Annotated in this window: 23 protein-coding genes; 12 read left to right on the forward strand and 11 right to left on the reverse strand. The window is 68.4% G+C overall.

Annotated features, from left to right (window positions below; all coding sequences use genetic code 11):
- Positions 1–18 precede the first annotated feature (18 nt).
- Together A2G96_RS24125 and A2G96_RS24130 are read left to right on the forward strand one after the other, a co-directional pair.
- Positions 19–1,683, forward strand: a complete 1,665-nt coding sequence (locus tag A2G96_RS24125) for an amidohydrolase (RefSeq protein ID WP_062802734.1) — start codon at positions 19–21, stop codon at positions 1,681–1,683.
- Positions 1,680–2,633 carry a CobW family GTP-binding protein gene (locus tag A2G96_RS24130; protein WP_062802735.1) on the forward strand — a complete coding sequence of 318 codons (954 nt, stop codon included), beginning with the start codon at positions 1,680–1,682 and terminating at the stop codon, positions 2,631–2,633. The genes A2G96_RS24125 and A2G96_RS24130 overlap by 4 nt, the downstream gene beginning before the upstream one ends.
- Positions 2,634–2,655: 22 nt before the next feature.
- Here A2G96_RS24130 and A2G96_RS24135 read toward each other — a convergent pair whose 3' ends face one another.
- A complete protein-coding gene (locus A2G96_RS24135; RefSeq protein ID WP_062802736.1) occupies positions 2,656–3,561 on the reverse strand; it encodes a YihY/virulence factor BrkB family protein in 906 nt (301 codons plus the stop codon).
- Between the two features lie 42 nt (positions 3,562–3,603).
- On the reverse strand, positions 3,604–4,542 hold the full coding sequence (locus A2G96_RS24140; protein WP_062802737.1) for a LysR family transcriptional regulator: 939 nt from the start codon (positions 4,540–4,542) through the stop codon (positions 3,604–3,606).
- 158 nt (positions 4,543–4,700) lie between these two features.
- Here A2G96_RS24140 and gtdA point away from each other — a divergent pair, with 158 nt between their 5' ends.
- The 6 genes from gtdA to A2G96_RS24170 all read left to right on the forward strand — a co-directional run bounded on the left by gtdA (position 4,701) and on the right by A2G96_RS24170 (position 11,470).
- Positions 4,701–5,747 (forward strand): gentisate 1,2-dioxygenase, encoded by a 1,047-nt coding sequence (gtdA, locus tag A2G96_RS24145; RefSeq protein ID WP_062802738.1) that lies wholly within the window; start codon positions 4,701–4,703, stop codon positions 5,745–5,747.
- Positions 5,748–5,836: 89 nt separating this feature from the next.
- Positions 5,837–6,535, forward strand: a complete 699-nt coding sequence (locus tag A2G96_RS24150; protein WP_062802739.1) for a fumarylacetoacetate hydrolase family protein — start codon at positions 5,837–5,839, stop codon at positions 6,533–6,535.
- Between the two features lie 18 nt (positions 6,536–6,553).
- Complete coding sequence (gene maiA, locus A2G96_RS24155; RefSeq protein ID WP_062802740.1) at positions 6,554–7,195, forward strand: maleylacetoacetate isomerase; 642 nt, start codon at positions 6,554–6,556, stop codon at positions 7,193–7,195.
- Positions 7,196–7,234: 39 nt separating this feature from the next.
- Positions 7,235–8,449: a 3-hydroxybenzoate 6-monooxygenase gene (locus A2G96_RS24160; RefSeq protein ID WP_062802741.1), complete on the forward strand. Its 1,215-nt coding sequence runs from the start codon at positions 7,235–7,237 to the stop codon at positions 8,447–8,449.
- A gap of 120 nt (positions 8,450–8,569) precedes the next feature.
- Positions 8,570–9,910 (forward strand): MFS transporter, encoded by a 1,341-nt coding sequence (locus tag A2G96_RS24165; protein WP_062802742.1) that lies wholly within the window; start codon positions 8,570–8,572, stop codon positions 9,908–9,910.
- A gap of 186 nt (positions 9,911–10,096) precedes the next feature.
- Positions 10,097–11,470 carry a serine hydrolase domain-containing protein gene (locus A2G96_RS24170; protein WP_062804117.1) on the forward strand — a complete coding sequence of 458 codons (1,374 nt, stop codon included), beginning with the start codon at positions 10,097–10,099 and terminating at the stop codon, positions 11,468–11,470.
- Positions 11,471–11,503: 33 nt separating this feature from the next.
- Here the strand turns inward: A2G96_RS24170 and A2G96_RS24175 are convergent, their stop codons facing one another.
- A complete protein-coding gene (locus A2G96_RS24175; protein ID WP_062802743.1) occupies positions 11,504–12,112 on the reverse strand; it encodes a cysteine hydrolase family protein in 609 nt (202 codons plus the stop codon).
- A 217-nt stretch (positions 12,113–12,329) separates the two neighbouring features.
- On the opposite strand from A2G96_RS24175, the gene A2G96_RS24180 reads away from it, so the two are divergent.
- Complete coding sequence (locus tag A2G96_RS24180) at positions 12,330–13,301, forward strand: GlxA family transcriptional regulator (protein WP_062802744.1); 972 nt, start codon at positions 12,330–12,332, stop codon at positions 13,299–13,301.
- Positions 13,302–13,341: 40 nt separating this feature from the next.
- Here A2G96_RS24180 and A2G96_RS24185 read toward each other — a convergent pair whose 3' ends face one another.
- On the reverse strand, positions 13,342–13,800 hold the full coding sequence (locus tag A2G96_RS24185) for a hypothetical protein (protein WP_231909736.1): 459 nt from the start codon (positions 13,798–13,800) through the stop codon (positions 13,342–13,344).
- 328 nt (positions 13,801–14,128) lie between these two features.
- Between A2G96_RS24185 and A2G96_RS33485 the strand changes: the two genes are divergently transcribed.
- From A2G96_RS33485 to A2G96_RS24195, 3 genes are all read left to right on the forward strand, one after another.
- On the forward strand, positions 14,129–14,317 hold the full coding sequence (locus A2G96_RS33485; RefSeq protein ID WP_147310513.1) for a hypothetical protein: 189 nt from the start codon (positions 14,129–14,131) through the stop codon (positions 14,315–14,317).
- A gap of 114 nt (positions 14,318–14,431) precedes the next feature.
- A complete protein-coding gene (locus A2G96_RS24190) occupies positions 14,432–14,872 on the forward strand; it encodes a YciI family protein (protein ID WP_062802746.1) in 441 nt (146 codons plus the stop codon).
- 205 nt (positions 14,873–15,077) lie between these two features.
- Positions 15,078–15,779 (forward strand): DUF899 family protein, encoded by a 702-nt coding sequence (locus A2G96_RS24195; protein ID WP_062802747.1) that lies wholly within the window; start codon positions 15,078–15,080, stop codon positions 15,777–15,779.
- Positions 15,780–16,195: 416 nt separating this feature from the next.
- Here the strand turns inward: A2G96_RS24195 and A2G96_RS24200 are convergent, their stop codons facing one another.
- The 7 genes from A2G96_RS24200 to A2G96_RS24230 all read right to left on the reverse strand — a co-directional run bounded on the left by A2G96_RS24200 (position 16,196) and on the right by A2G96_RS24230 (position 25,533).
- Positions 16,196–17,455 (reverse strand): IS256 family transposase, encoded by a 1,260-nt coding sequence (locus A2G96_RS24200; RefSeq protein WP_062802748.1) that lies wholly within the window; start codon positions 17,453–17,455, stop codon positions 16,196–16,198.
- Between the two features lie 555 nt (positions 17,456–18,010).
- Positions 18,011–18,196 (reverse strand): DUF1484 family protein, encoded by a 186-nt coding sequence (locus tag A2G96_RS24205; protein ID WP_062802749.1) that lies wholly within the window; start codon positions 18,194–18,196, stop codon positions 18,011–18,013.
- A gap of 336 nt (positions 18,197–18,532) precedes the next feature.
- The gene (locus A2G96_RS24210; RefSeq protein WP_062802750.1) at positions 18,533–18,934 is read right to left on the reverse strand and encodes a DUF779 domain-containing protein; all 402 of its coding nucleotides are present in this window, start codon (positions 18,932–18,934) and stop codon (positions 18,533–18,535) included.
- 2 nt (positions 18,935–18,936) lie between these two features.
- A complete protein-coding gene (adh, locus tag A2G96_RS24215; protein WP_062802751.1) occupies positions 18,937–20,457 on the reverse strand; it encodes an aldehyde dehydrogenase in 1,521 nt (506 codons plus the stop codon).
- Between the two features lie 401 nt (positions 20,458–20,858).
- Complete coding sequence (locus A2G96_RS24220; protein ID WP_062802752.1) at positions 20,859–22,142, reverse strand: cytochrome c; 1,284 nt, start codon at positions 22,140–22,142, stop codon at positions 20,859–20,861.
- Entirely contained in the window at positions 22,142–22,702 is a 561-nt protein-coding gene (locus A2G96_RS24225) for a (2Fe-2S)-binding protein (RefSeq protein WP_062802753.1), read from the reverse strand. Before A2G96_RS24225 ends, A2G96_RS24220 begins: the two co-directional genes overlap by 1 nt.
- Positions 22,699–25,533, reverse strand: coding sequence for a xanthine dehydrogenase family protein molybdopterin-binding subunit (locus A2G96_RS24230; protein WP_062802754.1), 2,835 nt, complete (start codon positions 25,531–25,533; stop codon positions 22,699–22,701). The genes A2G96_RS24225 and A2G96_RS24230 overlap by 4 nt, the downstream gene beginning before the upstream one ends.
- Positions 25,534–25,740 lie beyond the last annotated feature (207 nt).

Here is a 25,740-nt window from a genome sequence, read left to right on the forward strand (position 1 = left end):
ACACTACCCATGCAATCAATGACTCCACACCACACGGCGCGCACGCAGGTATTCGTGGCGCGCAAGATCCTGACGATGGAGGCGGACCGGCCCGAAGCCACCCATGTCGCGGTGCGCGACGGCGAGATCCTGGCCGTCGGCGGCCCCGCCGACATGGCTGCCTGGCCCGATGCGCTGCAGCTCGACACCTTGCGCGACAAGGTGCTGATGCCGGGGCTGGTCGAGGGCCACTGCCACCTGATGGAGGGCGCGATGTGGGACGCGGTCTACGTCGGCTACTTCGACCGCCGCGATCCGGATGGCCGGCTGTGGCGCGGCCTGCGTACGCTGGAGCAGGTGATCGATCGCCTCGCCAGCGCCGCCAGCCAGATGCGCGACGCCGATGCGCCGCTGCTGGCGTGGGGCTTCGACCCGATCTATTTCGGCACCAGCCGGCTGTCGGTGCGCGAGCTGGACCGCGTGTCGGCGACACGCCCGATCGTGGTGATGCATGCCAGCGTGCATCTGATGAACGTGAATTCGGCGATGCTGGCGCTGGCCGGCATCGATGCGGACACCGATATCGATGGCGTGCACAAGGACGCGCACGGGCAGCCCACCGGCGAGCTGCAGGAGTTCGCGGCGATGTTCCCGGTGCAGCGCGTGCTGGGCAGCGGCTTGTCGCTGGCCGCCGCGGAGAACGCCGGGGCGGTGCGCCGCTTCGGCCGCGTGGCGCAACTGGCGGGGGTGACCACGGCCACGGACCTGGTCAACGACCTGTCGCCGCAGGGACTGGAGACGCTGCGCGCCGTCACGGCCGAAGCCGATTTCCCGCTGCGCATCGTCCCGGCGTTTTCACCGCAACGCAATGCGCAGGGCGGGCCGGCGCGCGTGCAGGCCGCCGCGGCCGCCGCGGCCGCGGGCACCGACAAGCTGCACTTCGGTCCGGTCAAGTTCATCGTCGACGGCTCGATCCAGGGCTTTACCGCGCGCCTGCGCGCGCCGGGCTATGCCGGCGGCCAGCCCAACGGCCTGTGGCTGATCCCGCCGCAGCAGTTGCTCGATGCCTTCACGCCGTTCCACCTGGCCGGCCTGCCGCTGCATATCCACACCAATGGCGACGAGGCCACCGAAGTGGTGCTGGACGTGCTCGAAGCCATGCTGGCGCGCCACCCGCGCGCGGACCATCGCCATACGCTGCAGCATTGCCAGCTGGCCGATGCCGCGCAACTGGCGCGCGCGGCGCGGCTGGGCCTGTGCATCAATTTCTTCTCGAACCACCTGTACTACTGGGGCGATGCGCACGTCGAGCAGACTGTGGGGCCGGCGCGGGCCGCGCGCATGAACCCGGCCGGCACGGCGCGGCGGCTGGGGATTCCGTTCGCGATCCATTCCGATGCGCCGATCACGCCGCTGAACCCGTTGTTCACGGCATGGTGCGCGATGCAGCGCCAGACCGCTTCCGGACGCGTGCTGGGCGAAGCCGAACGGCTGACGCTGGCCGACGCGCTCTACGCCATCACCATGGGCGCGGCCTATACGCTGAAGCTGGAGCACCGCATCGGCAGCATCGCGCCCGGCAAGCTGGCCGACTTCGCGGTGCTGGAGGACGACCCCACCGCGGTGGCGCCCGCAAGCCTGAAGGATGTACGGGTCTGGGGCACGGTGCTGGGCGGGCGCGTATTCCCGGCGCCGGCACGATGAACGCGCGCGCGCCGGTTCCGCTGGTGGTGGTCGGCGGCTACCTGGGCGCCGGCAAGACCACCTTGCTCAACCGCCTGCTTGCCAATGCGCACGGCTGCCGCATCGCGGTGCTGGTCAACGATTTTGGCGCGGTCAATATCGATGCCGCGCTGGTGCGCGCGCGCAGCGACGATGTGATCGAGCTGGAGAACGGCTGCATCTGCTGCTCGATCGGCGGACGACTGGCCGAGGCGCTGGTGGCCATCGCCGCGCGCACGCAGCGGCCGGAGCTGCTGGTGATCGAGGCCAGCGGTGTCTCCGACCCGCAGCGCATCGCGCAGGTCGGGCTGCTGGACCCGGCGTTCCGGCTCAACGCGGTGCTGGTTGCGGTGGACGCCGCCGGCGTGCACGACAGCCTGCACGATCCGCTGGTCGGCGACATGGTGCGGCGGCAGGTCATGGGCGCGTCGGTGGTGGCGCTGACCAAGGCCGACCTGGCCGGGGCCGAAGGCGTGGCACGCGCTGCCGCCACTGCCGCCGACCTGGCGCCGCACGCCACCGTGCTGACGGCGCGCTCGGGCGAACTGCCGCTGTCGGTGTTTCTCGATGCAAGCGCGCCGCCCGCGCCTGTCAGCGCGGCGCGGCTGGACGGATCGGGCTGGCAGCGCGGCGGGGTGGATGGCGGCCATGCCGGCATCCGCAGCGTTGCCTACCAGACCCACCGCAGCTTCGACAAGGCGCGCCTGCGGCAGGCGCTGGCGACCATGCCGGTGCGCCTGCTGCGGGCCAAGGGGCTGGTGCGGCTCGACGCCGACCCACGGGTGCACGAGGTTCACGTCGTCGGCGGAAGAATGCGGCTGCGCCCCGCGGAAGGCGCCGGCTTGCAGAACTCGGCGCTGGTCTTCATCGGTGCCTTCGACGCGGAAGCGGAAGCGCGCCTGCGTGCCTGCATGGACGCGGCGCTGGCGTAAAGCAGCGTCTTCAACTTGGCGCTCAGGTATGAAACTCCTCCGCCCGCCCACGCCGCCCCGGCAGCTTGTGCCAGGCGCCGCGCTCGAATTCCGCGATCACCTGTGCGCCGAGCAGCAGCAACGTCGCGGCGATTTCCAGGCTGAGCAGCACCACGATCGCGGTGGTCAGCGAGCCATAGACCCGCCCGACCTGAGACAGCGTGGTGAAGTACCACACCAGCACGTGGCGCGAGATCTCCCACAGCACCGCGGCGATCACCGCACCGGTGAGCGCGTGGCGCAGCGATAGCCGGCCGACCGGCATCACCAGGTAGATCGAGGTCAGCATCAGCACCTCGCCGATAAAGCCGAGCAGGTAGAGCAGGCCGGTGGAGAGGCGGTCGAGCGACCAGTCGCGGCCCAGCACCTCGACGTGCCGCTCGCCGATCGCCAGCAGCGCGCCGGATACCACCGTGACCAGCAGCAGGCCGATGCTGAGCACGGCGATATAGCAATACGGCAGCAGCGCCGAGACCAGGAAATGCCGGCGCCGGATCGCCACGCGGTGCTCGAAGATCACCGACATGGCGTTTTCCAGCACGGTGAAGGCGAGCGAGCTGAAGAACAGCATGGTGCCCAGCAGCACCCAGCCGATGGTGCCGCGGTTGCGCAGGAAGCCGGCCAGCTCGGTGACCAGCGCGCGCGCCTGGCCGGGAACGATCCACTCGAGATAGCGCGCCAGTGTCGACAGCAGCAGTTCCGGCTCGATCACGTGCGACAGCGCGATCACCATCAGGATCAGCAGCGGCACGATCGACAGCAGCGCGTAGTAGGCGACCGCGCCGGCCAGCAGCAGGCCCTGGTTGGCGCGGAACTGGCGCAGCGTGTGCCAGGCGAAGCGCAGCGGATGGCGCAGCAGGTCGCTGAGGCGGGTGTCGGTAAGGTGCATGGCAGGCACCGGAAGTGGCGGTTGACGAGATTATGCGGCGCGCTAGGCCCCGGTTGCAGCGGGCACCTGGGCCACGCCGGCCGCCAGCCGCAGGCATTCCAGCATCGTCGCCACCGCGGCGCGCGACTCGCCGTCCGCGCGCCAGTACATCGACACCGAGCCGAATCCCGCCAGCCGCAGCGGCACGATGCGCAGCGCGCCCAGCTCTTCCAGCCGGCGCGCGGTGCGGTGCGACGCCAGCCCGACCATGTCGCTGTTGTTGAACAGGGTCAGGTTCAGCACGGTGGAATTGCTCTCCACGCAGTCCGCCGGCAGCGCGCGCCCGGCGCTGGCGAGCGCGCCCTCCAGGGCATTGCGGATCGGCGTGCCGCGCGGCCATACAACCCAGCGGTGGCGGTACAGGTCGTCCCACGCCACCTTGCCGCCCTGCAGCAGCGGGTGCCGCGGCCGCGCGACGAAGTGGATCGGCTCCATGTAAAGCGATTCGGTGCGCAGCTGCGCGTCCTGCAGCTCCGGCGCCGAGCGGCCCACCACGATATCCAGCTCGCTGCGGGCGAGCTGGGTCATGAGCCGGTCCATGGTGGTTTCCAGCAGCCGCACGCTGGCGCGGGGCATGCGCTGCATCAGCTGCAGCGCGGCCAGCGGCACGGTGTCCGCCGCCGATGCGCCCGAGGTGCCTACCACCACGATGCCGCTGCCGCCGTCGCGCATGGCCTGCAGGTCGTCGCGCGCGGTATCGAGCTGGGCTTCGATCCGGCGCGCGTGCTCGATCAGCGACTCGCCGTAGGGCGTGGGCCGCAGGCCGCGCGCCTGGCGCTCGAACAGCGGCAGGCCGATATCGTCCTCGAGGTCCTTCAGCCACTTGGAAAGCCCTGGCTGGGTGGTGTTCAGCATGGCGGCGGACTGGCTCATGTTGCCGGTCTCGGCCAGGCTCAGCAGCATCTGCAGGTTGCGCAGGCGCAGTCTCTGGGTCCAATCCATGGGGCGACCTATACGGTAAATCGTATCGATAAGATGAAATATTCATTTCAGATCTTATAGGGCGAGGCGTATAACGACAACCACAGAACGGTGCGCAGTGACGCAGGCACCCACCCAGAGCGCTCTCGAAACGCCTTGCACCAAGTTACGGAGACAGCATGTCCGAGCACACCCCAGACCCGGCCCGCGTGGCCTACTACGAAGAAATCGGCCGCAGCCATATGACCCCGTTGTGGGAGTCGCTGCACGCCCTGGTGCCGCCGCAGCCGCGGCCGCAGATCGTTCCCGCGATCTGGAAATACGCGCAGATCCGCCCGCTGGTAATGCAGGCCGGCGGCGTCATCAGCGCCGAGGAAGCGGTGCGCCGCGTGCTGGTGCTGGAGAACCCCGGCATCCCCGGCAAGTCCAGCATCACCTCGACGCTGTATGCGGGCCTGCAGCTGATCCTGCCGGGCGAGATCGCGCCCAGCCATCGCCATACGCAGTCGGCGCTGCGCTTTATCGTCGAAGGCAAGGGCGCGTGGACCGCCGTCAACGGCGAGCGCGCCACCATGCATCCCGGCGATTTCATCATCACGCCGTCGTGGACCTGGCATGACCATGGCAACCCGAGCGTGGAGGACGGCGGCGAGCCGGTGGTGTGGCTGGATGGCCTCGACATCCCGATGGTGCAGCAGTTCGATGCCGGCTTTGCCGAGAACTACCCCGAGTCGCAGCAGCCCGTGACCCGCGCCGAGGGCGACAGCTTTGCCCGCTTCGGCCACAACATGGTGCCGGTGCGGCACCGCGTGACCGATCCCACCTCGCCGGTGTTCAGCTACCCGTATGCGCGCTCGCGCGAGGCGCTGGACCAGCTCTACCGCAACGGCGAGCTCGATCCCTGGGACGGCGTCAAGCTGCGCTACGTCAACCCGGCCACCGGCGGCTGGCCGATGCCGACCATCGCCACCTTCATGCAGTACCTGCCGGCCGGCTTCCAGGGCAAGACCTACCGCAGCACCGACGCCACCGTGTACAGCGTGGTCGAAGGGCGCGGCACCGTGCGCATCGGCGATGCGCAGTTCCAGTTCGAGCCGCGCGACGTGTTCGTGGCGCCGTCGTGGGCGCCGGTGCAGCTGGGCGCGCTGGAAGACGCGGTGCTGTTCAGCTATTCCGACCGGCCGGTGCTGTCCGCGCTGAACCTGCTGCGCGAAGCGCGCACCTGAGCCCGACAACCCGACCAATGCCGCCGCGCGCGGTGCCAGCCGGCACCGCGGGCCGGCGCTCACCTGACCAATTACTGGAAGCCTCGAACATGTCCTACGTCTTCACGCCTCCCGCCACCGTTGCCATCCCCGTTGCCGGCAGCGATGACCAGTTCGCCGTGCGCCGCGTCTACTGCGTCGGCCGCAACTACGCCGCGCACGCCCGCGAAATGGGCTTCGATCCCGAGCGAGAGCCGCCGTTCTTCTTCTGCAAGCCCGCCGACGCCATCGTCCCGGTGCAGTCCGGCACCACGCTCGACCTGCCGTATCCCGCGCAGACGCAGAACTACCACTACGAGGCCGAGCTGGTCGCCGTGATCGGCAAGGGCGGCTCGGATATCGGCGTCGAGCAGGCGCTCGAACACGTGTGGGGCTACGCGGTCGGCCTCGACATGACCCGCCGCGACCTGCAGATGAAGATGCGCGAGATGGGCCGCCCGTGGGAAATCGGCAAGGCCTTCGACGCCTCGGCGCCGGTCGGCCCGATCCACCGCGCCAGCGCTATCGGCCATCCGCAGCAGGCCGGCATCTGGCTGACGGTCAATGGCGAAACCAGGCAGCGCAGCGACATATCGCACCTGATCTGGTCGGTGGCCGAGACCGTGGCCTGCCTGTCGCAGTTCTTCCGGCTGGAGCCGGGCGACGTGATCTTCACCGGCACGCCCGAGGGCGTGGGCCCGGTCAAGGCCGGCGACACCATGGTCACCGGCGTCGACGGGCTGGGCGAACTGACCGTGCGCGTGGTCTGAACCCAGGCAGGCCGAACCATGCAGCTCTACAGCTTCTTCAACAGTTCCACCTCGTACCGCGTGCGCATCGCGCTGGCCCTGAAGGGTCTGCCGTACGACTACCTGGCCGTCAATATCCGCACCGGCCAGCATCGGCACGCGGAGTATGTCGACGGCATCAACCCGTCCGCATCCGTGCCCGCGCTGGTCGATGGCGATTTCACGCTGGGGCAGTCGTTCGCGATCATCGACTACCTGGACGCGCGCTATCCCGAGCCGCGGCTACTGCCGCAGGACCCCGAGCAGCGGGCGCGCGTGCTGGAGCTGTCGATGCTGGTCGGCTGCGATATCCATCCGGTCAACAACCTGCGCGTGCTGCGCTACCTTCAGGACGTACTGAAGGTCACGCCGGAGCAGAAGGATGCCTGGTACCGCCACTGGATCGACGAAGGCATGGCGGGCGTCGAACGGCTGCTGGCGCGCCATGGCCATGGCCAGTGGTGCTTCGGCAACGCACCCACGCTGGCCGATGTGGCGCTGGTGCCGCAGGTTGCCAATGCGCTGCGCATGGGGTGCGACCTCGGCCGCTATGAGCGCGCGATGGCCGTCTACGCCCACGCCAGCACCCATCTCGCCTTCGCCCAGGCCGCGCCCGCGCGCCAGCCGGATTACACAGCATAAGCACCGCCTGACGCCAGCGGCGCAGGCCAGGAGACAGACATGAGCAATACCCACAACGCCACCGGCAAGGTCCTGATCATCGGCGGCGGCATCGGCGGCTTGGCCGCGGCGCTGGCGCTGGCACGCCAGGGCATCCGCATCGAACTGCTGGAGCAGGCCGAGCAGATCGGCGAGATCGGCGCCGGCATCCAGCTGGCCGCCAACGCCTTCGCCGCGCTCGACGCGCTCGGCGTGGGCGAGGCCGCGCGTGGCCGCACGGTCTTTACCGACTTCCTCAGCCTGCGCGATGCGATCGATACCAGCGAGATCGCGCAGGTCGATGTCGGCCAGGCGTATCGCGAGCGCTTCGGCAACCCTTATGGCGTGATCCACCGCGTCGATATCCACCTGTCGATCCTGGAGGCCGTGCAGGACCATCCGCTGATCACGATGCGCACCAGCACGCGCGTGGAGCGGCTGCTGCAGGACGAGCACGGCGTCACCGTGGTCGACCAGCATGGCGAGCACCACCGCGGCGATGCGGTGATCGGCTGCGACGGGGTCAAGTCCGCGATCCGCCAGGCGCTGATCGGCGACGAGGCTCGCGTGACCGGGCACGTGGTCTACCGCGCCGTGGTCGACGTGGCCAGCATGCCGCAGGACCTGCAGGTCAACGCGCCGGTGGTGTGGGCCGGCCCGCACTGCCACCTGGTGCACTACCCGTTGCGCGGCGGCCAGCAGTACAACCTGGTGGTGACCTTCCACAGCCGCGAACAGGAAACCTGGGGCGTGCGCGAGGGCAGCAAGGAAGAAGTGCTGTCGTACTTCGAGGGCATCCATCCGCTGCCGCACCAGATGCTGGACCGCCCGACCTCATGGAAGCGCTGGGCCACCGCCGACCGCGACCCGGTCGAGCGCTGGAGCTTCGGCCGCGCCACCATCCTCGGTGATGCCGCGCACCCGATGACGCAATACGTGGCGCAGGGCGCCTGCCAGGCGCTGGAGGATGCGGTCACGCTGGGCGCCGCGGTGCAGGCCGCCGACGGCGACTACGCCGCAGCCTTCAAGTTGTACGAGCAGGCCCGCATCCCGCGCACCGCGCGCGTGCTCTATGCCGCGCGCGACATGGGCCGCGTCTACCACGCGAAGGGGATCGACCGCCTGGTCCGCAACACCCTGTGGACCGGCCGCACGCAGGCGCAGTTCTACGACGCGCTGCAATGGCTGCACGGCTGGCGCGCCGACAAGTGCCTGAGCGCCACGCCCTGGCTGTAAGCCGCTGAGCGCGGTGTTCTTTCCGCGCTGAAAACCTTGCATCGAGCTGGCGGCCGACGAAGCCGCCGGCCGGCCCTCTCTCGCCCCTCGCCCCAAACCTGGCAACCAGGAGGAGACACCATGCCTGCCAGCCCACCGCTCAACGTCACCGCGTTCATCGACCGCCAGCCGCTGTCGGCGTTCCAGGTGACCATCGTCGTACTGTGCTTCCTGATCGTCGCCGTCGACGGCTTCGATACCGCCGCGATCGGCTTTATCGCGCCCGCTATCCGCGCCGAATGGCAGCTGACGCCGGCCCAGCTGGCGCCGCTGTTCGGCGCCGGGCTGGGCGGCCTGATGGCCGGCGCCTTCCTGTTCGGCCCGCTGGCGGACCGCTTCGGCCGCAAGAGCGTGCTGGTGCTGTCGGTGCTGTGCTTCGGCGCCGCCAGCCTGGCGTCTGCGTGGTCGCCGGACCTGTGGACGCTGGTGCTGCTGCGCTTTGTCACCGGCCTCGGGCTGGGCGGGGCCATGCCCAACGCGATCACGCTGACCTCGGAGTTCTGCCCGGAAAAGCGGCGCTCGTTCCTGGTCACCACCATGTTCTGCGGCTTCACGCTGGGCTCGGCGCTGGGCGGACTGGCCTCGGCCGGGCTGATCGACGCCTTCGGCTGGCGCTCGGTGCTGGTCGCCGGCGGCGTGCTGCCGCTGCTGCTGGCGGTGGCGCTGGTGTGGCTGCTGCCGGAATCGGTGCGCTATCTGGTGATGACCGGCAAGTCGCGCGAGCGCATCGTCGCCACGCTGGGCAAGATCGCGCCGCATGAAGACCTGCGCGGCGCCTCTTTCGCCGTCAGCGAGCAGCGCGCCGCCAGCTCGCCGGTGCGGCACCTGTTCCGCCCCGAGCTGCTGCGCGGCACGCTGCTGTTCTGGCTGACGTTCTTTATGAGCCTGCTGGTGATCTACCTGCTATCGAGCTGGCTGCCGACGCTGCTGCGCGGCACCGGCCATTCGCTGCGCACCGCGGCGCTGGTGACGACCATGTTCCAGGTGGGCGGCACGGTCGGCGCGATCGCGCTGGGCTGGCTGATGGACCGGTTCAACCCGCACCATGTGCTGGCGACCAGCTACGCGCTGGCGGCGCTGGGTATCGCCGCGGTGGGCAGCGTTGCCGCCGAGCCGGTGGCCGCGGGCGTAGCGGTGTTTGTCGCGGGCTTCTGCATCTCGGGCTCGCAGGTCGGCGCCAATGCGCTCTCGGCCAGCTTCTATCCGACCGACTGCCGCGCCACCGGCGTCAGCTGGGCCAACGGCGTGGGCCGGATGGGCTCGGTGGTGGGCTCGGTCGGCGGCGCGACCATGCTGTCGATGGGGCTGGGCATGCCGGCGTTGTTCGCGTGGATCGGCGTGCCGGCCCTGATTGCCGGGCTGTCGATGTTCTCGCTGGGCGTGGTCAGGCGGGAACGGCCGCAAGCGCGCCTGGCGGTCTGAAGGCGGCGCCTGAGCCAACGCTCCCGCCGACATTCCCAAGGGTTATGGCTCTATTCCGAACAGAGGATTGTGGCCATGGCCGCAGGCCTGCAACATGGCGCCCGCGGCCTGCTGCGGCAGGCTGGCATCGGATCACAGAAGGCGACGCACCGCGCGTGCAGCCGCCTCGACAGCCATGGAGACAGCATGCAGGCACAAGCGAAGTCGCGCGGGACGGGGTTCCGGCGCAGTCGGGCGTGGTGGACGGTGGTGCCGCTGGTGGCATCGATGGCGGTGCCAGCCGGCGTAGCACTGGCGCAGGGCGCGGGCCAGCCCGCGGCGGTGGCCGAGAGCGAAGTGATGCAGGGCTTCCCGCCACCGCCGGACAGGCAGGTCAATCGCGGCACCGGCCTGCGCCCGCCTTATATGCGCTGGGCGTTCCGGCACGCGCGCGAGATGTCGCCGACCGTCGGCATCCGCCATGCAAGCCAGCCGCTGGCGCTGCCGGGCCAGTCTGCCGAGCTGGACGCGGTCAGCTTTACCGTCGCCGGCCAGACGGTGCGGGTGGCGGACTACCTGCGCGACACGCATACCGATGGCTTTATCGTGCTGCACCAGGGCCGGATCGTGTACGAGCGCTACCTTGCCGGCTTCGGCCCGCACCAGCCGCATATCTGGGCGTCGATGACCAAGTCCGTGACCGGGCTGCTGGCGGCGATGCTGGTCGAAGAGGGCAAGCTCGATCCCAACGCGCGGCTGGCGCAGTACGTGCCCGAGCTGGCCGGCAACCCGTTCGGCGAGGCCACGGTGCAGCAGAATTTGGACATGGAGGTGCCGGTCGGCTATCCGCAGGCACTGCCGCCTGACCTGGGACTGTTCGGCGCGGTGGGCATCGTGCCGCGCAAGGCCGACGCGCCCGACACCATCTACGACTTCCTCAAGGTCGTGCACGCCACCGGCACCGCCGGCGAGGGCCCGGACGGCGGCGTCTGGTATTACCAGAACGGCTCTCCCGAAGCGGTGGCGTGGGCGTTGCGCCGCATTACCGGCAAGCGCTGGGCGGACCTCGTCACCGAGCGGCTGTGGTCGCGCTTCGCCGACGACGATGCCTACACCCAGGTCGACCGCCAGGGCACCGAAATGGCCAGCGGCGGCATGAACTCGACACTGCGCGATGCCGCCCGCTTCGGCGAGACCGTGCGCCGCGCCGCGGCCGGCGATGCCACGCTCGGCATCTCGCCGAAGGCGGTGCGGATCGCGCTGCAGCCCGCCGGCAACCAGGCCCGCTTCGCGCGCGGCAACACCACCGCGGGCCGCGACGGCTATGGCTATCGCAACTACTGGTTCCAGCGCAACGACGGCGACGGCAGCATCGAGGCCAGCGGCCGCTTCGGCCAGAAGCTCTACATCAATCCCGCCAAAGGGCTGACCGTGGTGAAGTTCTCCGCCAGCCCCGACGGCGCCGCGCGCGCGACCAGCGCCGCCGCAGTGCGCAAGCGCGACGACCCGGCGCGCGCGCTGGAATCGTCAGAGGCCATGGTGGCCGCGGCGCACGCCATCGTCGGCGCGGCCGGCCGCTGAGCCACGGCCACTGCGGCGAGGGGCCGGGTCCGTTCAGGCCAGCGGCAGCTTCAGCACCTGCTCGGTGGTCAGGATATCGCCGAAGGTGTCGTCGAGCGCGGCCAGCGCGGCGCGGTGCAGGTCCTGGTGCGCAATCGTGCCGGCCGCGGTATCCAGGTCGCGCGTGGCGCAGGCGTCGGCCGCGACGATCACACCGTATCCCAGCGGCACCGCGTCGCGCGCCGCGCCGGTGACGCAGGCGTGGGTCATCAGTCCGGTGATGATCAGGGTCTTGATGCCGGCCGCCTTGAGGCGCTGGTCCAGGTCAGTGGTCGGGAAGGCGCTGACCGAGGTCTTCTGCACCACGGTGTGGTGCGGCGCCGGCTGCAGGTCGCCGTGGAACGCCACGGTGGCGCCGTGCTCGGCGAACACCGGGCTGCCCGCCGGGGTGACATGCTGGATGTGGAACACGGGCATGCCGGCGGCATCCGCGTGGTCGACCAGGCGCCGCGCGTTGCCAAGCGCAGCCGGGCCGTCGGGAATCGGCAGCTTGCCGTTGAAATACTCGTTCTGGAAATCGATGACCAGCACGGCGGTGCTGGCGGCGTCGATGGCGGTGCGCGCCGGAGCGCCGGCGATGGTGCGTAGGGTCAGGTGGGGCATGGTGGTCCTCGTCGACAGGGATGGAAGAGCGGCGCCGCTGGCGGCCGCTGCGTTCGCCGCAGGCGCGGCATGGAGCGTAGTTTCCGGCGCCGCCGGCCGCGCCGGAAGTGGCCCGATGGACAACATCCGATAGAATCGGGCCAAACCATGCTGACATGGCCATGCCGTTTCAGCGATCAAAGTGCCCCAGGCAAGCCCCCAACCCAGCGAGATTGCAATGCACACCGTCGCGGTGATTGCCTTCGAAGGCATCAGCCCCTTCCACCTGTCCGTGCCCTGCATCGTCTTTGGCGACGACCTCGACCGCCTCGGCGTGCCGCGTTACCGGCTGCTGATCTGCGCCGAGAAGCCGGGGTTGATTTCCACCATGTCAGGCTTCCGCATCGAGGTGGAACACGACCTGTCCGTGCTGGAGCAGGCCGATACCGTGATCATGCCGGCGTGGCGGGATCCGGGCGAGCGCGCGCCGCAAGCGCTGCTCGATGCGCTGCGGGCCGCCAGCGCGCGCGGCGCGCGCATCGCCGGCCTGTGCCTGGGCACCTTCGTGGTGGCCGAGGCCGGGCTGCTGGACGGCCGCACTGCGGCCACGCACTGGGCCTGGGCCGACGACTTCGCGCAGCGCTATCCGCGCGTGCGGCTCGACCGCGATTCGCTCTATATCGACGATGGCGCGACCCTCACCTCGGCCGGCACCGCCGCCGCGCTGGACTGCTGCCTGCACCTGGTGCGGCGCGACCATGGCGCCGAGGTGGCCAACCGGGTGGCGCGCCGCATGGTGGTGGCGCCGCACCGGCACGGCGGCCAGGCGCAATACATCGAGCACCCGCTGCCGCAGGCGGACGGCGCCGACCGGCTCAGCCTGACGCTGGACTGGGCCATTGCGCACCTGGCCGAGCCGCTGACGCTCGATACGCTGGCCGCGAAGGCCGGCATGAGCCGGCGCAATTTCACGCGGCGCTTCAAGGAGAAGACCGGCACCACGGTGACGCAGTGGCTGCTGAACCACCGGCTGACCGCGGCGCGGCGTTTGCTGGAGACCACCGACAAGGGCGTCGACCTGGTGGCCGGGCTGGTCGGCTTCGGCTCGGCGGTTTCGCTGCGCCAGCACTTCACCCAGGCGCTCGCGGTATCGCCGTCGGCCTACCGCAAGCAGTTCGGCACCGCGGTGCCGCGCGACCGCGCCAGCTGAGCGCGCCAACTGAGCGCGCCAACTGAGCGGCCGCCGCAGCTCACATGTCGCGGTGATGCCGGTGTCCGCCGAACAGCCGCGCGCCAAGTATCACGCCGATTCCCAGCGCCATCCCGAGCGCGCGCATGGGGTTGGCATGGACGAACGATTCGGTCCGCTCCAGGCTGGTTTCCCACTCGCTCCTGACGCGTCCTTTCACGCGCCGCGCCACATCGGCCGATTTCGCCGCGATCTCCGTCGCCGCGCTGCCCGACCTGGCGGCAAGTTCGACGAACTCCGACTTGGCCTGCTCGAGGTTATCGCCGGACAAGGTCGGCAGGCGATCAATCAGCCGGTCGAGCTCGCGCGCCAGGTCCTGCGATGCCGACGATCGTGCCGACGTATCCCTCCACGGCGCGCCGCTGCGCGCTTCCGAACCCGATACCGAAGACATGCGCGTCTCCTGCTGGCGCAGGCCCGATGTGCTGGTGGGCGTGCTTGTCGTTTCCGTCTGTTCCATGGTGCGCCTCCGCATTGAAGTATCCGTGGCGCACCGGGCCAAGCCGGCGCGCCACGGGAGGGCGGTGCACCTTTCGTGCCGGGCGGTGGCGGTTGGCGCGATCGCCTCTGTGCCATGCCGGACGCGGCGCCGGCGCAGCACATCGACAGCGCGCCCGCATGCCGCATTACAAATTCAGGCAGATTTGCGCGCCGAGATTGCGCGGCGGACCCGCCAGCGCAGCACGCGTCGGCGCACGGGATCGCCGGGGCGCACAAAACCGCGCCGCGCGGCTTGGCATGGCCGTTGCATCGTCAAGGGTGTCGTACTCTGCAAGCAGGAGGGCAACATGGCACATCAAATCCCACGGCCTGAGGAAGGGCCGAACGTACCTGAGGTGCCGCCGGCCGATCCTTCGCGCAAGAGCGAAGAGCAGCTTCCACCCCGGCACGACGATGACCTCAGCAAGCCGCCGCGCCAGCCGGGACAGGAAGACCTGCGCCGGCGCTCGACCTGGTCGATGCAGCAATGGCAATAGCTTCCCCGCAATAACGTCTATGCTGGACCGGTGTGCGACACGCCCCATCGCGGGAGCGTGGAGCGCGCCATCCGGCGCGCATGTCGCCACACACGTACCTGAGGAGGCATATCGATGCGTGTCATGGTGATCGTCAAGGCAACCAGCGACTCAGAAGCCGGCAAGATGCCCGGCACTGAACTGCTGGCAGCGATGGGCAACTTCAACGAAGAACTGGTCAAGGCCGGCATCATGCTGGCGGGCGAGGGCCTGCAGCCCAGCTCGAAGGGCAAGCGCGTGCGCTTTTCGGGCAGCCAGCGCACGGTGTCCGATGGGCCCTTTGCGAACCCGGAAGAACTCGTTGCCGGCTTCTGGCTGTGGCAGGTCAAGTCGATGGATGAGGCGGTGGAATGGGTCAAGCGCTGTCCCAATCCCATGGAAGGCGAATCCGACATCGAGATCCGGCCATTGTTCGAGCTCGAGGACTTTGGCGACGAGTTGACGCCGGAACTCCGGGAACAGGAGGAACGGCTGCGCGAGCAGGCCGCGCGCACGGCCAGGTCACAGCAAGGCTAAGTCGGCGTAACGCAGCGAGAGACGGCGGTTCACACGCGAGTGTGAACCGCCGTTTGCGCTGAATGAAGCGGGGGCGAGCACGGCGTGCAGCTATCGCATTGGAACGATTCGCGCCGCGCGGGAACGAAACAGGACAGGCGTGTGAAGCGGCCATCGCCGCATGACGAAAGCCGCGCCCGGCACGCGATCTTCCAGGAGGACTGACATGAACACCACGGCAAAGCTGGTTCCGTCGACCGAACTGGCGCGGCAGAATCCCGTCCACTTTCCCAATGAAAGCAAGGCGTACCGCGACGCGCGCAACGCCTTGCTGGCCGAGGAAATCGAATTGCGGCGGCACATCGAACGCGTGGCCGCACAGCGCCGCGCGCTGCCGCCCGGCGGCGAAGTGACGAAGCGCTATACGTTCCAGGGCGAGCACGGGCCGGTAACGCTCGAAGACCTGTTCGCCGGCAAGGACACGCTGGTGGTCTACAGCTACATGTTCGGGCCGCAGCGGGAGCGGCCTTGTCCGATGTGCACGTCCATCATGGCCGGCTGGGACCACAAGGTTGCGGATATCGAGCAGCGCACGGCACTGGCGATGGTGGCGCGCTCGCCGATCGATCGCCTGGTCGCGGCCAAGCGGGCGCGGGGGTGGACGCAGTTGAAGGTGTATGCGGATGTGGATGGCGAATTCACGCGCGATTACGTCAGTGCGGAGGATGCGGATGAGCCGGGCTATACGGTCTTTACGCGGCGCGATGGCAAGGTCAGGCATTTCTGGAGTAGCGAGATGTATGCGTTGCCGTGCGATCCGGGACAGGATCCGCGCGGCGCGCCGGATCTGGATGCGTTGTGGACGTTGCTGGATACGACGCCGGAGGGGAGGGGGGATTGGTATCCGGAACTGGAGTATGGGAAGTAGTTGGTTTGGGCACGTTGGTTGGGCGATCATGCTTGACTGACGAGGCCGGCGTTGTGTTGTTGCTGTTGGTGACATGCTGTCGGCCTTTGAACCGCGTGGTTCCGCCCTGCTGGGCGGGTCACTTTTTGGCCGAGCCCCAAAAAGTAACCAAAAAACGCGTCGCCTGAGCGGCTGGCTAAGGCGGCGTTGGTGGTTCGAACGGTGGTGACTTGCGGTGAGGCGGTTGGTAGTTCCACCCTGCTGACGCTACCTGGAGGTGCCTGGCGTTCGAGGTCGGATGGACGAACCCGACTTTAGGTCGGTGGCCGCCTACTAACGGCGTTATTGGTGGGACGCCTTCGGCGGGCCTGTCAGCGTTTTTGTGTTCAGGGCAGTTAAAGGCTCACCGTCGACGTAACCGGTGAGCCAGCATTATCTCAGTGATGCGGGTGGGTAAAGCGTTCCTCATAGAGAATCGCGAACTGGTTCATGGCAGCTTTCCAGTCATGCGTTGAGCTGCCCCACTTGCCGGTGATGTTGCGCAGGGCCAGCCATAGCAGCTTCGTTGCCGCCTCGTCACTGGGGAAGTGCCCCCGCGTCTTGATGATCTTACGTAGTTGCGCGTTGATGCTCTCGATCGCGTTCGTCGTGTAGATGATCTTGCGGATCGCCGGCGGAAACGTAAAGAACGGGATCACTTGATCCCAGGCGCGACGCCAGGACGCGGCGATCGGGGGGTACTTCTTAGCCCATTCGCTCTGCTCGAATGCCGCCAGTTCGGCCAGCGCCGCCTCAACAGTGGGCGCGGTGTACACGGGCTTAAGCGCCGCAGCCACGGCCCGGCGCTCTTTCCAACCGGCGTAGCTCAAGCTGTTTCGGATCAGATGCACGATGCAGGTCTGTAGCGTCGTGGCCGGGAACACCGCATTCAGGGCCTGTTCCATGCCCTTGAGCCCGTCGGTCACTGCAATCAGGATGTCCTGCGTGCCACGGGTCTTCAGGTCGTTGAACACCTTCATCCAGAACTTGGCGCCTTCGGTGCTCTCGATCCACAGGCCAAGGATGTCGCGCGTGCCGTCGGGCAGCACGCCCAAGGCCAGATAGACGGCCTTGTTGCGTACCACGCCGTCCTCGCGCATCTTGACCCGCAGCGCGTCGAAGAACACCACCGGGTACATCGCCTCCAGCGGGCGGGCTTGCCAGGTGGTGACTTCGTCCATGACCGCATCGGTGACCGAACTGATGAATTCTGGCGACACCTCGGTGCCGTACTGCTCGCCCAGAGAAGCCTGGATCTCGCGCACGGTCATGCCGCGGGCGTACATGGCCACGATCTTGTCGTCGAACCCGGTGAAGCGCCGCTCGTGCTGGGGAATCAGGATCGGATCGAAGCTGCCGTCGCGGTCGCGCGGTATGTCCACTCGCAGCGGCCCGTCCTCGGTCAAAACCGTCTTAGCGCTCTTGCCATTGCGTTGATTGGCTGTGCCAGCTGGGCGCTCAGCGCCAGCCGGGTAACCCAGATGCTGGCCGAGCTCGGCGCCCAACGCCCGCTCGATCAGGGCCTTCTTGAATGCCATTGAGGCGTCCTGCACGGCCTCGACAGTCATCGGACCCTTTACGAAATGGGCGCTCAGATCCTCGGGAATGGTCGGCAGCGCACGATCGGCGGCCTGGCTCGTCTTGTTTCTACGTGGCATGACATGCTCCTTGGCGACATGTTATGCCCTAAACACAAAATTTCTGACAGGCCCCCTTCGGCTGCGCTGCGCGCGCTCCCTATCTCAGGTCTGCTGCTCGGGCACGGAGTGCGTCGCTGCGCTCGCACGCGTTTTCGTGGGCGAGCCCAAAGGCCGATACCCCATCAACGCCTTTGCCTGAGCTACGCGAAAACGCCCAAACACCGTCAGCGCATATTGAGCCTGCGCAGCAGCCGCAGGCGTCCCCGCGATATCGCCAGCAGCAGGCTGCCTACACCCTGTTGGGATCGTTCAAAAGTGGGTGATCGCAGGCACCGCCCCTGACTCACATAGCGTTAGCAGGCTCGAACGGGCACCCACGCCAAACGGAAATCACCACCGCCCGACCCACCAACACCGCGGAATTGATTGCCAGCCGCACAGGCGACGCGTTTCTTGCCTACTTCTTGGCGCTCGGCCAAGAAGTAGGTCGCCGGCTACGCCGGCGAAACAGCCACGCCCGCCAAGCACGACACCCAACCGCACGTGCCAACGGCCTCAAGCGCGATCCGCCATCTACTCAGCCAGCGGCCCTTCTGCCATCAACGCATCCAGCTTGGCCTTCACCAGCTCCAGCAGACAAAGGGCGCTAAAGCAGGCGTCCGACCGCACACTCTGCTGCTCCAGCAATACCAGCACGCCCTCTATCCCGGCGCGCACTTCATTCAGACACACATTGGCTTCGATCGCATCGATCGTCATGATTGACTCCTAGATCAAGGAAGAACCCGGCCAGCCTTGCGGCTGCCTCGCGTGGCCCGCCATGGAAGTAAGCCTGTCCATGCGAGCACAGGCGTTGCCGTGTGAAAGCACAACGCCTGTCCTTGATCTACTCCGCGGGTTTCCACGCCCGGTCACCGGCAACCCGATGACGTACCCAGTATTCCCTTCCGAAGTCAGGCAGGCGATAAGACTTGTCGCATTCCGAACAGGCGGGCGAAGCTTGTCGCAAACGCTGGTGCGTAGGAAATCGCTAACCCCTGAAATGCAATGACACAGCGATCCGACCTGCTTGCAACTCCCAACGCCATCGCCGCGTCACAGTTCCGGCTGCGCCGCCAGCCACGCCGCCTCCGCGTCGCTGAACAGCTCCGAGCGCGTCAGGAAGCGTCTGCCCGTGCGCCCCTCCAGCGAGAACATCCCGCCCGCGCCCGGCACCACGTCGATCACCAGACGGGTGTGGCGCCAGTACTCGAACTGCGCGCGCGTCATGTAGAACGCGGCGCCGCCGATCCGGCCCAGGCAGACATCGCCCGGGCCCACCAGCAACTCGCCGGCGGGGTAGCACATCGGCGCGCTGCCGTCACAGCAGCCGCCGGACTGGTGGAACATCAGCGGGCCGTGCTGCGCGGCGAGCTCGGCGATCAGCGCGAGCGCGGCCGGCGTTGCCACCACGCGCTCGACCGGCAGCGCGGCCGGCGCGGTGCCCGGGTCCGCCATGGTCAGAAGAACCCGAGTGCGTTGGGGCTGTAGCTGACCAGCAGGTTCTTGGTCTGCTGGTAGTGGTCGAGCATCATGCGATGGTTCTCGCGGCCGATGCCGGACTGCTTGTAGCCGCCGAACGCGGCATGGGCCGGGTAGGCGTGGTAGCAGTTGGTCCACACACGCCCGGCCTGGATGCCGCGGCCCATGCGGAACGCACGCGCGCCGTCGCGCGTCCAGACACCGGCACCGAGGCCGTAGAGCGTGTCGTTGGCGATGGCGAGCGCTTCTTCCTCGTCCTTGAAGGTGGTGACCGAGACCACCGGCCCGAAGATTTCTTCCTGGAAGATGCGCATCTTGTTGTGACCGGCGAACACGGTCGGCTTGACGTAGTAGCCGCCAGCCAGGTCGCCGTCGAACACGTTGCGCTCGCCGCCGGCAAGGCACTGCGCGCCTTCCTTGCGGCCCAGGTCGATATACGACAGGATCTTTTCCAGCTGCTCGGCCGACGCCTGCGCGCCGATCATGGTGCCGGTGTCGAGCGGATGGCCCTGGCGGATCGCAGCGACGCGCTTGAGCGCGCGCTCCATGAAATGGTCGTAGATCGATTCCTGGATCAGCGCGCGCGACGGGCAGGTGCACACCTCGCCCTGGTTCAGCGCGAACATGGCAAAGCCTTCCAGTGCCTTGTCGAAGTAGGCGTCGTCGGCGGCGAGCACGTCTTCGAAGAAGATGTTGGGCGACTTGCCGCCCAGCTCCAGCGTGACCGGGATCAGGTTCTGCGAGGCGTACTGCATGATCAGCCGGCCGGTGGTGGTCTCGCCGGTGAACGCCACCTTGCTGATGCGCGGGCTCGATGCCAGCGGCTTGCCGGCTTCCAGGCCGAAGCCATTGATCACGTTGACCACGCCCGGCGGCAGCAGGTCGCCGATCACCTCCATCAGCACCAGGATCGATGCGGGCGTCTGCTCGGCGGGCTTCAGCACCACGCAGTTGCCGGCGGCCAGCGCCGGGGCCAGCTTCCAGGTGGCCATCAGCAGCGGGAAGTTCCACGGGATGATCTGGCCGACCACGCCCAGCGGCTCATGGAAATGGTAGGCGATGGTGTCGCCGTCGATCTCGGAAATGCCGCCTTCCTGCGCGCGGATGCAGCCCGCGAAGTAGCGGAAGTGGTCGACCGCTAGCGGCAGGTCGGCGGCGGTGGTCTCGCGCACCGGCTTGCCGTTGTCGATGCTTTCGGCCACCGCCAGCAGCTTCAGGTTGGCTTCGATGCGATCGGCGATGCGGTTCAGGATATTGGCGCGCTCGGTGGTGGAGGTGCGTGCCCACGCGGCCTTGGCGGCGTGCGCGGCATCCAGCGCGGCGTCGACGTCCTGCTGGTTCGAACGCGGCACGCGCGTGAACGGCTTGCCGGTGATCGGCGTGATGGACTCGAAGTACTCGCCGCCGGCGGGCGGCACCCACTGGCCGCCGATGTAGTTGTCGTACTGCTGCTTGTAGGGGTTGCTGACGCCCAGCTGGGCGATTTCCGCCATGTTCATGTCTCGCTCCGTTCGAGTGATCTGTGTGGTGCCGTCACGGCGTGGGCCGTGCGCACGGGAGCAGATCGCAAGAGGTGTGCCGGGGCGGGAGAGGGCGGAAATGCGGGGGGAAATCGAAGATCCGGCTGCGGAATCGGGCCAGGTGTGCCAGCGCGTGACAGCGGGTGTTCAGGATTGGAACACTCGGCGGATTCGGTGGTTATGCAACAGCGTTAGCGCTTGCTGATATCCCACGCAATCGCTCCCCTCTCCCGCGCGCGGGAGAGGGGTGGGGGAGAGGGCCGGAGCCTCCACGGAGCAAAGCGCGTCGGTATGCCAGCGCCTGCCCTCACCCCCGGCCCCTCTCCCGCAGGCGGGAGAGGGGAGCAAACCGGGGGGACGATTAGCGCCGCCGGCAGTCGTCAATGCCCCGGCCCGGCCGCGCGCAGCGCCTTCACATCACCCGGCTTCACATCGGCCGCCTGCCCGCCCCACGTCGCGCGCAGGTAGTTTGCCAGCTGCGCCAGTTCCTCGTCGCTCATGCGTTCGGCAAAGCCCGGCATCTCCTGCATCGCCTCCACGCCCGGAAAGCGCTGCGCCGCGATGCCGTCCAGCATCGACACGATCAGGTTGCGCGCGTCGGCGTTGCGCACCGTCGAGTTGCCGGCCATCGACACCGCCACGTGCGGCTTGCCTTCGCCCTCGCGGCCATGGCAGGCAGCGCAGACGGCGACGTAGTGGCGGCGGCCCGGTGCCAGTTGCGCGGCGTCGGCGCTCACGGCCTTGACCGGCTGCGGCGCCGGCGGCTGGTCGCCAAGCAGGTAGGTGGTCATCGCGGCCAGGTCGACCTGGTTCAGGTACTGGCTACTCAGATGCACCACCGGGTACATCTCGCCGAAGGCCGAGCCTTGCGGCGCGATGCCGGTGGCGAAGAACTGCTGCAGGTCGGCGGCGGTCCAGCCGCGCGCGGCCAGGCCGGCGGGCGTGATGTCCGGCGCGCCGACGCGCGCCAGCGCGGAACCGGCCAGCGGCTTCGACAAGTCCAGCCGGCCGAACGCGGCGCGCGGCGTGTGGCACTCGGCGCAGTGGCCCAGCGCGTTGGACAGGTAGCGGCCGCGCTGCCACGATTCCGAGTTGCCCTTGGACGCATCCGGCAGCTTGTCCTCGAGGAACAGCAGGTTCCAGCCCGCCAGCGCGAAGCGCAGGTTGTACGGGAACTGCAGGTCGTGCGGACGGTTGGCCACGGCGGCCGGCTTCACCTGCATCAGGTAGGCGTACATGGCATCCGAATCCGCGCGCGACAGGCCGCGGTACGACGTGTACGGCATCGCCGGGTAGAGCTGCTTGCCCGGGGCCTTGCCGTCATGCAGCGCCTGATAGAAATCGTCCGCGCTCCAGTTGCCGATGCCGTGGGTCTTGTCCGGCGTGATGTTGGTGCCGTAGAAGGTGCCGAACGGCGAGGCCAGCTCGACGCCGCCGGCGAACGGCGCGCCCTGCGGCGCGGTATGGCAGGCGGCGCAGTCGGCGGCGCGCACCAGGTAGCGGCCGCGCGCGATCTGCTCGGCGGGCGACAGCTGCGCCTTGGGGGCCTGGTCGGCGGCGGGGGCAATGGCTTCGGTGCGGCCGCCGCAGCCGGCCATGACCGCGGCCGCGGCAAGGGCTGCCAGCGCGGCGCGCGTGGCCATCATCAGGGGCGTGCGCTGCATCACTTGTCGCTCCCGCTGTCCAGCACCAGGCCCGGCGTGCTGGTGATCACGTCCTTCACCGCCTCGTAGTAGCGCACGTAGCCGGTGCAGCGGCAGATATGGCCGTCCAGCGCCCGGGTGATGGTAGCCTCGACCTGGTCCTTCGGCACCGGCTTGCGCTTGAGCTGTTCCACCAGGATGGTGGCGCCGTTGACGAAACCCGGCGTGCAGTAGCCGCACTGGAAGCTGAAATGCTCCAGGAACTTCTGCTGCACCGGCGTCAGCTCGACCACCTCGCCTTGCTCGTTGCGCTTGCCGTGGCCTTCCACGGTGCGCACCTTGCGGCCATGGAACCAGTGCGCGCCGGTGATGCAGCTGCGCACTTCCTCGCTGGTGCCGTCGGGCTTGTCGTGGATTACCACGCAGGCGCGGCAGATGCCCTGGCCGCAGCCCAGGCGCGAGCCGGTCAGGTCCAGGTATTCATGCAGGAAATCGATCATCATCAGGCCCTCGGGCACGTCGACGGGGCCGACGTCCTTGCCGTTGATGTTGAGCGTGATGGGCTGGGTGGCGATGCTCATGCCAGTACCTCCTGGATCTTGGCTGCCGTCACCGGCAGGTCGGTGAAGCGGTGGCCGATGGCATGCGCGATGCCGTTGACGATGGCGCCCACCACCGGAATCATCACCACCTCGGCGATGCCCTTGGGCGGGTCGGTTTCGGTGACCGGCGGCAGCACCGTGCCGGTCTGGCTCCACACCGCGACGTCGCTGGCGCGCGGCAGGTGGTAGCGGTTGAAGTTCCAGGTGCCGTTGCCGGGGCCGTCCTCGTACAGCGGCAGGTATTCATGCAGCGCGTGGCCGATGCCCATGGCGATGCCGCCCTGCAGCTGGCCGGACACCAGCTGCGGCGACAGCTGCGTGCCGCATTCCATGATCGAGTGGTGCGACAGGATTTCGACCTTGCCGCTGGCCTCGTGCACCGACAGCTCGACGAAGGTGCCGACCGCGCTGTAGTAGGTCACCGCGGCGTTGTTGCGCTGCGTCGGCGCGATATGGACCTTGCTGCGATCGAGCACATGCCATCCGCCCGGGCTGCGCATGCGCGCCTTGCGTGCTGCATCGGCGCCGTCGCCGTAGCGCACCGACAGGCCATCGACCGGCAGCCGCGCAGCCTGTCCGTTGATGTCGAAATCGGCCTCGCTCCATTGCCAGCGGTTGAAGGCGTGCACGGTGGCGCCGGTCACCAGCCCCAGCTCGTGCGCCTTGGCCGCGAGCTGTTCCAGCGGCAGCGCCTGCAGGCCGCCGGCGCTGAGCTTGCCGTCGACCCAGCGCGCATCTTCCACGCGCACCACCAGCGAAGCCGCCTGGCCGCCGCCGATGCCCTGGCTCCAGATCGCCATCGCCGCCGGCCACAGGCCGTGCAGGAACACCACGCGCGCGGCCTCGCGCGTGCTGTGCGTGAAGTAGTAGGCCGAGTTGGTGGCGCTGGCGGGCGACGCATAGGCCGGCGACCAGCGCGGATTGGCCGACAGCCGGTCCTGCTCGGCCTGGCTCATCAGGTACGGGTCGCCGGAGGTGGTCACCGGCAGGTCGCTCCAGTCGGTGACGGAGGTGCGTACCTCGCCCGCGGGCTTGCCCAGCCAGCGCGCCACCGCGGCGGCCTGCGAGGTCGACATGCCGGTGCCGATCTCGGCGCCGGAGTGATGCAGCACGATGCTGCCGTCGGCCTTCAGCTCGACCTTAGCGAACGACGCTTCCGCGCCGGTGCCGAAGTCCTTCTGCACGCAGGCAAAGCCCACGCCATAGCGGCGGCCGGGGTGGGCGGCTTCATACTCCGCCTTCTTGCTGGCGCGATCGGTCCACAGCGGATAGGCCTTGGCCGCCTCCAGCACCTCGTCGACGCGGATCGCGCCGGCGGGGATCGCGCCCTGCGTGTTCTTCATGCCAGAGCGCAGCGCGTTCTTCAGCCGGAACTCGATCGGGTCGAGCTTGAGCTGCTCGGCGAACTCGTCGACCATCATCTCGGTCGCGGCCATGCTCTGCAGCGTGCCGTAGCCGCGCGCCGAGCCCGCGTCGATGGCGCGCGAGGCGATCGCGACCGCGGTCAGGTCGTTGTTGGGGAAGTAATAGATCGATTGCGCCGCGGTGGCGCCGACCATCGCCACCGACGGCGAGAAGTTGGAGCGCCCGCCACCGTTGGCCTCCAGGTCGCCCTGGAACGCCTGGAACAGGCCGGTGTTGCGGTCCACGGCGATGCGGTAGCGCATCCTGAAGGCATGCCGCTTGATCGAGGTCTGGAACTGCTCGTAGCGGTCGTTGGCCAGCCGCACCGGCTTGCCGTCGGCGTACAGCGCCGTGACCAGGCCATAGAACGGGAAGTTGTAGTGGTCCTTGGAGCCGTAGCCGACCGTGTAGCACGGGTGCAGAAACACCTGCTTGACCGGAAACGCGCCCCTGGCCTTCGCCAGCATCTCGGCCACGCTTTCGGCGACCTCGTTCGGCCCTTGCGTCGGCACCACCATGTGCAGCGCCTGCGCGGCGGCGTCGTACCAGCAGTTGGCGTTGTCGGGCTCGAGCGCGGCGGTATCGACCGACTGCGAGTTGTACTCGCGCTCGAGCACCAGCCAGTCGTCGGACGGCTTTGCCAGTTGCGCGCGGATCTGCGCGGCGTGGTGCATGCCCTGTTCGCCGAGCTTACCGTGGTCCTTGCCGTCCGGCCAGACCGGCTGGTGCTTGCGCATCATGCTGGGAAACACCGGCGCGTGCTTCAGGCTCGAGAACACGTCGTCGTCATAGGGCGTGGCGCCGCCCACGCGCACGAAGCGGAAGGTGCCCCACGGGTCGCGCTCCAGCGGGCCGGTCCTGGCGCCATAACGGATCACGTCGTCGCGGAACTTGAGCTTGTCCTTGGCAAAGCGGAAGCGCGCAAAGTCGTGGTAGATCAGGATCGCCACCGCGTGGCCCAGGTAGGCCGGGGTCTTGCCGGCGGGCAGCAGCATGTCGTCGCCGTAGAAGGCGGGGAAGGCGACGCCGTCGCGGGCCAGGTCGTCGGCGGTGACGACGCGGTCAGGCCTGAGCTCGTCGCCCAGCACGCCGAGGTCGAAGCCCTCGTAAACGCGGTCGGCCAGGGTTGTGCGCAGGATGAAGGCATGCGACTGCTGCCGCGGCCAGTGTGGCATGTCGCGCGAGCGGATATCGCGCGCAAACACCTTGGCGCCGGTGACCTTGGCGATGCCGTCGATGCGGAACCGCGGGGCGCCGGCCTTGGCGTCCCACTGCACCGGGGTCAGGATCTTGTCTTCGAACAAGGCCGCGAAAGCCTTGCCGCCGATGGGTGCGATATAGACCGACACCCCGGCCACGACGCTGGCTTTGAGGAAGGTGCGTCGTGAAGGGTTGAAGCTGGGCATGGATTTCCTTGGGGATTGCGCAAGATTGCGCGGCAAGGGCAGCCATCCGCGGGCCAGCCCTGGGGCTGGCGCGGATACGGTTCAGGTGTTCAGGGGACGCGGCCGCGCTGGTGCGGCCGCTGCAGGGCATGGCGTGCCGCCAGTCACTACGGCTGCGGCGCGGGTGAATCGGTGCGGGGCATGGTTGTCATGGTCCTGGCGCTGAAC

It is taken from the genome of Cupriavidus nantongensis, assembly GCF_001598055.1.
GTDB classification, from domain to species: domain Bacteria; phylum Pseudomonadota; class Gammaproteobacteria; order Burkholderiales; family Burkholderiaceae; genus Cupriavidus; species Cupriavidus nantongensis.

Excerpts from the sequence above, each read along its gene's own strand:
- A2G96_RS24165 (WP_062802742.1), top strand. The coding sequence starts at position 8,570 with ATGCCTGCCAGCCCACCGCTCAACGTCACCGCGTTCATCGACCGCCAG.
- gtdA (WP_062802738.1), top strand. The coding sequence starts at position 4,701 with ATGTCCGAGCACACCCCAGACCCGGCCCGCGTGGCCTACTACGAAGAA.
- A2G96_RS24230 (WP_062802754.1), bottom strand. The coding sequence starts at position 25,533 with ATGCCCAGCTTCAACCCTTCACGACGCACCTTCCTCAAAGCCAGCGTC.
- A2G96_RS24125 (WP_062802734.1), top strand. The coding sequence starts at position 19 with ATGACTCCACACCACACGGCGCGCACGCAGGTATTCGTGGCGCGCAAG.
- A2G96_RS24140 (WP_062802737.1), bottom strand. The coding sequence starts at position 4,542 with ATGGATTGGACCCAGAGACTGCGCCTGCGCAACCTGCAGATGCTGCTG.
- A2G96_RS24200 (WP_062802748.1), bottom strand. The coding sequence starts at position 17,455 with ATGCCACGTAGAAACAAGACGAGCCAGGCCGCCGATCGTGCGCTGCCG.
- A2G96_RS24205 (WP_062802749.1), bottom strand. The coding sequence starts at position 18,196 with ATGACGATCGATGCGATCGAAGCCAATGTGTGTCTGAATGAAGTGCGC.
- A2G96_RS24185 (WP_231909736.1), bottom strand. The coding sequence starts at position 13,800 with ATGGAACAGACGGAAACGACAAGCACGCCCACCAGCACATCGGGCCTG.
- A2G96_RS24150 (WP_062802739.1), top strand. The coding sequence starts at position 5,837 with ATGTCCTACGTCTTCACGCCTCCCGCCACCGTTGCCATCCCCGTTGCC.
- A2G96_RS24190 (WP_062802746.1), top strand. The coding sequence starts at position 14,432 with ATGCGTGTCATGGTGATCGTCAAGGCAACCAGCGACTCAGAAGCCGGC.
- adh (WP_062802751.1), bottom strand. The coding sequence starts at position 20,457 with ATGAACATGGCGGAAATCGCCCAGCTGGGCGTCAGCAACCCCTACAAG.
- A2G96_RS24170 (WP_062804117.1), top strand. The coding sequence starts at position 10,097 with ATGCAGGCACAAGCGAAGTCGCGCGGGACGGGGTTCCGGCGCAGTCGG.
- A2G96_RS24225 (WP_062802753.1), bottom strand. The coding sequence starts at position 22,702 with ATGAGCATCGCCACCCAGCCCATCACGCTCAACATCAACGGCAAGGAC.
- maiA (WP_062802740.1), top strand. The coding sequence starts at position 6,554 with ATGCAGCTCTACAGCTTCTTCAACAGTTCCACCTCGTACCGCGTGCGC.
- A2G96_RS24130 (WP_062802735.1), top strand. The coding sequence starts at position 1,680 with ATGAACGCGCGCGCGCCGGTTCCGCTGGTGGTGGTCGGCGGCTACCTG.
- A2G96_RS24175 (WP_062802743.1), bottom strand. The coding sequence starts at position 12,112 with ATGCCCCACCTGACCCTACGCACCATCGCCGGCGCTCCGGCGCGCACC.
- A2G96_RS24135 (WP_062802736.1), bottom strand. The coding sequence starts at position 3,561 with ATGCACCTTACCGACACCCGCCTCAGCGACCTGCTGCGCCATCCGCTG.
- A2G96_RS24220 (WP_062802752.1), bottom strand. The coding sequence starts at position 22,142 with ATGCAGCGCACGCCCCTGATGATGGCCACGCGCGCCGCGCTGGCAGCC.
- A2G96_RS24180 (WP_062802744.1), top strand. The coding sequence starts at position 12,330 with ATGCACACCGTCGCGGTGATTGCCTTCGAAGGCATCAGCCCCTTCCAC.
- A2G96_RS24210 (WP_062802750.1), bottom strand. The coding sequence starts at position 18,934 with ATGGCGGACCCGGGCACCGCGCCGGCCGCGCTGCCGGTCGAGCGCGTG.
- A2G96_RS24195 (WP_062802747.1), top strand. The coding sequence starts at position 15,078 with ATGAACACCACGGCAAAGCTGGTTCCGTCGACCGAACTGGCGCGGCAG.
- A2G96_RS33485 (WP_147310513.1), top strand. The coding sequence starts at position 14,129 with ATGGCACATCAAATCCCACGGCCTGAGGAAGGGCCGAACGTACCTGAG.
- A2G96_RS24160 (WP_062802741.1), top strand. The coding sequence starts at position 7,235 with ATGAGCAATACCCACAACGCCACCGGCAAGGTCCTGATCATCGGCGGC.